Here is a 7,632-nt window from a genome sequence, read left to right on the forward strand (position 1 = left end):
TCATTTACTTACTGTGATTGGTATTATTTCTTTAAGGAGAAACAGCAATGAAAAAGGAAACGTGTGCTTGGGCACTGAATCATCCTTTGGAAAAAGAGTACCACGATGAAGAATGGGGACGTCCTGTCTATGACGATCGCACTCTTTTCGAGTTCATTACATTGGAAGGCGCACAAGCGGGGTTGAGCTGGATTACGATTTTGAAAAAGAGGGAAGGCTATCGTTCTGCTTTTCTAAACTACGACATACAAAAACTTGCCGAGCTAGATGAATCGAATGTAGCAATGATTATTGAACACTATGACGTAGTGAGACATAAAGGAAAAATAGCATCGGTTTACACTAATGCACGCGCCGCAATGAAACTGCAGCAGGAATATGGTTCACTATCAAACGCACTTTGGCAGTTTGTAGAGGGTCAGCCACGGGTTAATGCGTGGACATCTATGGATCAAGTGCCCGCTTTCACAGTAGAATCGACAGCCATGAGCAAATTTCTAAAAAAGCATGGTTTTAAATTTGTAGGCGAAACGATTTGTTATGCATTTATGCAAGCGATGGGAATGGTTAACGATCATCTTATTGATTGCCCTCAATACCACGTAAGCCCATCAGCAGAGTAAGAATAAGTACGAGTGATGGGCCTATTGAATTTAGGCTGCTGATACTATTGGGTTGTCGTAATCACAGCTTGCTTGTAGCGCTCAAGGCCAGATTTTAGATCGTCAATTAAATCATCTACATTTTCAAGGCCTACATGAATACGAATCAAAGTCCCCTCGAAGTTAGGGTTTGCAACGGTTCGCAAACTGTTAAAGCTTCTAGGTTCGTTCGCTAAGATTAGGCTTTCAAATCCACCCCAAGAGTACCCCATGCTGAAATGACTCATTCCGTCGAGCAGTGCTGTGGTCGCCTTCGGGTGAGACTCTTTTAGAACAAAAGAGAACAGTCCGTTTCCACCAGTGAAATCTCTTTCAAAGAACTCATGGCCGGGACAGGAAGCCAGCGCCGGATGGCGGACGTGATCGACATCTGGGTGATTTTCTAACCATTTCGCGATAGTAAGACTATTTTCAGCGTGCTGTCGTAAACGAACATCCAGAGTGCGCATACCTCGTAGTGCCAAGTAGGCGTCGTCGGGTGACACGCATTGGCCCATCAAATAACTTTGCTCTCTAAGCTGAGGCCAGTGCTTTTCATTAGCGACTGCGGTACCTAGCATGACATCGGAATGCCCAACGATGTATTTAGTCGCCGCTTGTATGGAAATATCGACACCGTATTCAAATGGCGAGAAGTTAACACCCGCTGCCCATGTATTATCGAGCATGACGATGATATCGTGCTCGTGTGCAATGCGCGACAACGTTGGTATATCTTGAATTTCCATTGTTACAGAACCCGGGGACTCGGTGAACAATATCTTGGTATTGGGCTTGATAAGGTCGCGAATGCCTTCACCGACAAGGGGATTGTAGTAGGTGGTTTCAACGCCCATTTTTTTCATAATAGTATTACAAAAATCACGCGTCGGTTCGTAGCAAGTGTCGACCATCAAAATGTGATCGCCCGTTTCAACAAAAGACAAAATGGCGTTTGATATTGCGGCAGTTCCACAAGGATAAAGTGCGCACCCTGCACCGCCTTCCAGTTTTGTCATTGCATCTTGGAACGCAAAGTGTGTGTTTGTTCCTCGGCGTCCGTAGAAAAGCGTTTTATTCGCTCGGTTCAATGTTGCAGCATTTTTTTCAGCAACGGTATCAAATACGATGGTTGATGCACGTTGTACCGGAGGGTTAACCACACCATTGGTCCATTTCTTATCTCGCCCAGCGGTGATGAGCTGGGTTTGTTTCCCCTTTGACATATGAGTTCCTTGTCTACGAATTTTTATAACGTTATTTAAAGCATGGAGTGGCTATTGATTTCAACCCCTAGAGCGTTTTTAAAGAAGCGGATTGAATAAAAAGAACGCTCGTTCTAAGAATCGATGGTGAAGTGGGCGTTCTTTCCACTTTTCTTGGTCAACAGGGTAAGACTGCTCAATATATTGCTGTTGAAGCCACGACATTTCTTTAGTAAACGCTGAGTCTTGGACCGCTAAAGTCACTTCAAAATTAAGCCACAAGCTACGCATATCCATGTTGACGGTTCCGACAAGGCAGAAATGGTCATCAATAACGACCGATTTTGTGTGCAACAACCCCCCATGAAACTCATGAATGTTTACACCCGCGTCGAGCAGATCGCCATAAAAGGCGCGCGATGCCCACTTAACCATGATTGAATCATTTTTATGAGGGATGATGATATCAACGGAAACGCCTCGCTGAGCGGTCAGTTTTATGGTCTCAAGTAAATCGTTGCTTGGTACAAAGTACGGGGTCGTGATTTTGACCGAATGATTGGCCTGATGCATAGCAAGAGCGAGAACTTGCATGATTAAGTGCTCTGGCATGCCTGGGCCTGAAGGAACCACCTGAACGGGGTTTTGTTGTTCATTTGGCTTAAGCGTACATTCAGGCTGTTTGGGTAAGTGACGTTGGCCCGTTTCAACTTCCCAGTCCCAACTATGAATGGCGGATAAAACATTAACCGTCGGGCCAGTAATACGGATCATGATATCAATCCATTGACCAACAGCGGCGTTTTGTTTGAAAAAAGCCGGGTCGACAAGATTCATTGAACCTGTATAGGCAATAGTATCATCGATGACAATAATCTTGCGGTGCTGACGAAGATCAAGACGGCGTAAAAACATCCGCCATGGGCTGACCTCTAAAGCTTGAACCACTTGAATACCTGAATCTTTCATCATCTGGTACCAAGGGCTGTTGAAAAAACGTGGGCTTCCAGCAGAATCGAGCATCAGTTTAATTTTAACCCCTCTCTTAGTTGCTTGAATCAGGGCACTGGCAACCGAATCAGCCAACCCTCCTGGATGCCAGATATAAAAAACCATACTGATGCTGTGTTGTGCTTTTTCTACATCTTCAATGATGGAATGAAGAATCTCGTCAGGTGAGTTTTGTAAAGACAAAGAATTGCCGACAAGCGCAGGTATGCTCATGCGGTTATTACACAGCTCGTCAATCTTGGAGATATGGCCATCGAGTGACTCTGGAAGGTGCGCTTGGCAGTGGTTCAATTGACGAAACCAATGCTGAAAGGGGGTAAACATCTCTTTGGCTCGTTCCGCACGTTTACGACCTAAATTGAGCTCACCGAAAAGAAAATAGCAGGCTACGCCGACAACAGGAACAATGTAAATGATCATAAGCCAAGCAAGCGAAACACTAACAGCTCGCCTTTTCAGTACAATTCGTAAGGTTACACCAGCCACTAAAAACCAGTAAATGCCAATACTTGCTAGCGTAAGAAAGTGATAAAACTTATCCATATACACACAACATTGAATGAGAGAAGTTTGATAGTAATGGGAATCTGAGAATATAGAAACGTGTAAATGCACTAATATGAAATTAGTAACAGTATAATATTGTTAAATTTTAGTAAAAAATAGAATTAGAAGGATCTTCTTGGCTAAAAATGCAACAGATAAACTGCAAATTGGGATTGTAGGCCGTAATTTATACTTTGTGGGGTTCCAATTTTAATCGCAAACTGGTTTACTTGCTAGGCATGAGCGTCACATAACCTTTGTGAGCTGTATTGTTTGGTTTACACTCTGACTTTACACTCTACCTTTTGGACGCCAAATAAGACAAACACAACTAAAGATTTGGAGATAACGTGGCGACTAATACAACCACAGCACCCCGTGATACCTGGGGGTCGAAACTTGGATTCGTAATGGCAGCAGCAGGTTCAGCTGTAGGCCTAGGTAATATTTGGAAATTTCCGTATACAGCAGGTGAAAGCGGCGGCGGTGCGTTCGTTTTAATTTACCTTCTGTTTGTGATCTTTATCGGTTTTAGTGTCATGCTGACGGAATTTGCTGTTGGTCGTAAGACCGGTGTTTCAGCGGTAGGGGCTTTTAAATCGACAGACCGACGTTGGTCATTTGTTGGTGTGCTAGGTGTTGTTAGTGGCTTGTTAATTATGGGCTTTTACCCAGTCGTTGGTGGTTGGGCAATTGCTTATATCTACAAACTGGCAACCGGACTACTAAGTGCGCCTGAAGCGATTGGTGATAGTTTTGGTAACTTTATTTCTAACCCAATTGAGCCGTTGATGTGGATGGGTCTTTACCTACTTCTAAACATCGCTATCGTTGCTCGCGGTATTTCTGGTGGTATCGAAAAAGCAGGCAAAATTCTAATGCCTATGCTATTCATCATCCTAATTATTGTTTCTGTTAAAGGAATGATGCTACCGGGTGCAAGCGCGGGTCTTGAGTTCCTATTCAAACCAGACTTTTCAAAGGTAGACAGTAGCGTAGTGTTGGCTGCTCTAGGGCAAGCGTTTTTCTCTCTAAGCTTAGGTATGGGTTGTATGATCACATACGGTAGCTACCTGAAGAAGAAAGAGAACTTGGTTCAAACGACGGCTATGGTTACGGCTATGGATACCAGTGTTGCTATCCTTGCTGGTGTTGCAATGTTCCCAGCAATGTTTGCATTCGGAATGGCACCATCTGCTGGTCCTGGCTTAGTATTCGTTGTTGTTCCTCAGCTATTTGCTGAAATGGGCGCGATTGGCCTAATGTTTGCTCTGATGTTCTTTGTTGGTTTAAGTGTGGCCGCACTCACATCATCTGTTTCACTACTTGAAGTGGTTGTATCGTACTTAATTGATGAGAAAGGGCTAAAACGTACGACAGCGGTTGGCCTTGCTGCGTCAGTAATGGCTGTGTTGTGTGTGTTCTCTTCAATTTCTCTAGGTGGCTTAGGTCCTCAATTGTTTGGTACAGGTGCATTCGATGTATTTGACCTGCTAACAGACAAAATCTTCCTAGCGGTTGGCGGTATGCTGATATGTATCTTTGCGGGTTGGAGACTTAACCGTGAAGATCTTGAAAAAGAAATCACTAACGACGGTACGATCAAATTCCCTCTATTCGGTCTTTGGTACAACCTAGTGAAGTATGTGATTCCTTTTGCTGTAGCGATTGTTGCTATCGCAGGCATTAAGGCAGGCTTTGATAGTGGTAAAGGTGCAATCATGCTGATTGGCTTAGGCGTTATCATAGTATCTGGCTTCATCTCTAAGAAGTTGTAAGTTCTCCGTAGAGCCAGCGCTTTGTCGCTGGCTTTATTGAATTGAAAAGCGAGAAGCATTTATTTGTTTCTCGCTTTTTGTTTTTTAGCAGTGCATATGGGATAGACAGAGGTGGAACGTCAACTACCACTGGCATCCTACGTGATACTGGGTATACTCCAACTCGAAAATGGAGCTAGCCTGATGTTTGATATACTTTATACCCATACAGATTTTCTTGTTATCAACAAACACCCTAACGTGTCTGTCCACAAAGACGATGGTGATACCATGCTCCTTCAAGAAGTTGGACGCCAAAGTGGCGATGATCAGTTGTATTTAGTACACCGACTGGACAAGATGACATCTGGGATTCTGCTATTAGGGCGAAACAAAGAAAGCGCTAGCTCACTTTCCAGAGCCTTTGCTAATCGAGAAGTCGCGAAGTTTTATCTCGCAATTAGCAGTAAAAAACCCAAGAAGAAACAGGGTCTTATTATTGGGGATATGGAACGTTCTCGTCGATCAAGCTGGAAATTAACTAAGTCTCAAAACAACCCAGCAATTACACAGTTTATGTCGCTGCCTGGTGAGCCTGGTGAGCGCTTATTCTTATGCAAACCCCATACAGGAAAAACGCATCAGATACGTGTTGCTCTTAATTCTGTTGGCTCTAGTATTGTTGGTGATTCGATTTACAATGCCAGCAGTCAAGCCGATCGTGGCTACCTCCATGCCTTTGCTCTTAACTTCACATATAAGGCGTTAGAGTTTCAGTTTGTTTGCGATCCCAGAGAGTATTCCACGTTAGGTGAGAAGTGGCATGAGCCGTTAGTGAGTGAAGGCATTTCAACATGGCTAAAGCCCGACTTGTTGGCTTGGCCAAAGCTTAAAAATGGCCCTAAACCAAAATAAGACAAAAAATAACGTAACTAATAATCAAATATTGATAGAGAAGAATATGCAGGTTTCCCAACTACCGATCTTTTTTGAACATATCGAATCTGAACTCGCACAAGCGCCGAATGAATTGCGTCGCCTTTTTCATGGCAGAGGACACAACTGGCAAGGACTTGAGCAGATGACCTGTGACTGGCTGCAGGGTCAGATGATCGTTAGTTTGTTTAAGTCGGTGGATGATGCGTTCCTAATGAGCCTAAAAAATGGTTTGCTAGCGTTTACCCAAACGTCTCCTTGGCTAGAGAAGTCTGGTTCTTGCATCGTTGTTCAACATCGATATACCGACGGTGCGCCCTCTGAAGTTTTAGTTGGCGAGTTAGAGTCTAGGCCTGTCGTGACAGAAAGTGAATTAAAGTATCAGCTGGACATCGGCCGAAACCAGAACTTTGGTTTGTTCTTAGACATGCGCTTAGGTCGTGAATGGGTAAAAGAACGGTCTGAGAAGAAAAATGTGCTTAATCTATTCGCTTACACCTGTGGTTTTTCCGTTGCGGCAATAGAAGGTGGCGCGACCAAAGTTGTGAACGTCGATATGTCGAAATCATCACTGAGCAAGGGTCGTGAAAATCACCGATTGAATGAGCATGACGCGCGGTCAGTCAACTACCTTGGCTATGACATCTTTAAGTCTTGGGGAAAGATCAAGAAGATGGGGCAGTATGATTTAATCATCATTGACCCGCCTTCGTTTCAAAAAGGTAGCTTCGCCTTGACTAAGGATTACAAGAAAATCTTACGCCGACTGCCTGATCTTTTAACGGAAGGTGGTGAAGTTCTTGCGTGCGTTAATTCGCCTGTCGTGAACAGTGAATTCCTTGTCGATAGCATGAAAGAAGAAGCGCCAAGCCTTTCATTCCAGTATCGATTGGACAATCCTCCAGAGTTTATTGATACAGATCCTGAAGCGTGCCTAAAAGCGCTCGTGTTCAGTTAAATCGTGGCTTTGGTAACACATATGATGCATCAAAAGTAGCGCTCTTTAGCGCTACTTTTTTATTTGGTTTCATTCAGAGTATGGAACCCCGAGTAGATACGGTTTGCGGTCGTAAACCAACACGCAGCTGAATAAATATAAGCGATGAGAGCGAAGTGCATTGGGAACAAACAGAAGGCAATGAAACACGCGATGGTTTCTGTCCCTTCAGTCAACCCGCTCATGTAATACAGCGATTTATGCTTATACACTGGGTTTTCAATTCCTCGCTTGCCTGCCATCACCGCAAAGGCTAAGAAACTTGTTCCCGTCCCGATGAACGAAAAAATCAAAAAAGCACCGGCAATCGCGTTTTGATCAGGGTTGGCTAAGATGAACCCAAATGGGATAAGCGAGTAGAAAATGAAATCTAAACTGATGTCGAGAAACCCGCCTGCATCGCTTATCCCCTGAATGCGTGCGAGTGCGCCATCAAGCCCATCACAAACGCGGTTAGTAACAATCAGAAACAAAGCCAGGTGATATTGCTCTAGAGCCAAAACGGGCAGAGCTAGGCAACCAATGACAAATCCGAATAA

Annotated in this window: 7 protein-coding genes; 4 read left to right on the top strand and 3 right to left on the bottom strand. The window is 44.0% G+C overall.

From position 1 onward, the window contains the following. Nucleotides 1-47: 47 nt before the first annotated feature. A complete protein-coding gene (locus ACP45E_RS07300; protein WP_017034597.1) occupies nucleotides 48-623 on the top strand; it encodes a DNA-3-methyladenine glycosylase I in 576 nt (191 codons plus the stop codon). Nucleotides 624-667: 44 nt separating this feature from the next. On the opposite strand, the gene ACP45E_RS07305 is transcribed toward ACP45E_RS07300, so the two are convergent. Next, a complete protein-coding gene (locus tag ACP45E_RS07305; protein ID WP_017038459.1) occupies nucleotides 668-1,867 on the bottom strand; it encodes a cystathionine beta-lyase in 1,200 nt (399 codons plus the stop codon). A 78-nt stretch (nucleotides 1,868-1,945) separates the two neighbouring features. After that, the gene (gene cls / locus ACP45E_RS07310; protein ID WP_017038458.1) at nucleotides 1,946-3,400 is read right to left on the bottom strand and encodes a cardiolipin synthase; all 1,455 of its coding nucleotides are present in this window, start codon (nucleotides 3,398-3,400) and stop codon (nucleotides 1,946-1,948) included. Between the two features lie 353 nt (nucleotides 3,401-3,753). On the opposite strand from cls, the gene ACP45E_RS07315 reads away from it, so the two are divergent. The 3 genes from ACP45E_RS07315 to ACP45E_RS07325 all read left to right on the top strand — a co-directional run bounded on the left by ACP45E_RS07315 (nucleotide 3,754) and on the right by ACP45E_RS07325 (nucleotide 7,054). Next, nucleotides 3,754-5,181: a sodium-dependent transporter gene (locus tag ACP45E_RS07315; protein ID WP_083188667.1), complete on the top strand. Its 1,428-nt coding sequence runs from the start codon at nucleotides 3,754-3,756 to the stop codon at nucleotides 5,179-5,181. A 183-nt stretch (nucleotides 5,182-5,364) separates the two neighbouring features. Then, entirely contained in the window at nucleotides 5,365-6,075 is a 711-nt protein-coding gene (locus ACP45E_RS07320; protein WP_017034593.1) for a TIGR01621 family pseudouridine synthase, read from the top strand. 46 nt (nucleotides 6,076-6,121) lie between these two features. Further along, nucleotides 6,122-7,054, top strand: a complete 933-nt coding sequence (locus ACP45E_RS07325; protein WP_017038457.1) for a class I SAM-dependent methyltransferase — start codon at nucleotides 6,122-6,124, stop codon at nucleotides 7,052-7,054. A 59-nt stretch (nucleotides 7,055-7,113) separates the two neighbouring features. Here ACP45E_RS07325 and ACP45E_RS07330 read toward each other — a convergent pair. After that, nucleotides 7,114-7,632 (bottom strand): CDP-alcohol phosphatidyltransferase family protein (locus tag ACP45E_RS07330; protein ID WP_069584847.1); only part of this gene is annotated, 519 nt, incomplete at its 5' end.

Origin of the sequence: Vibrio genomosp. F10 str. 9ZD137 (assembly GCF_049974785.1) — a bacterium.
Taxonomy (GTDB): domain Bacteria; phylum Pseudomonadota; class Gammaproteobacteria; order Enterobacterales; family Vibrionaceae; genus Vibrio.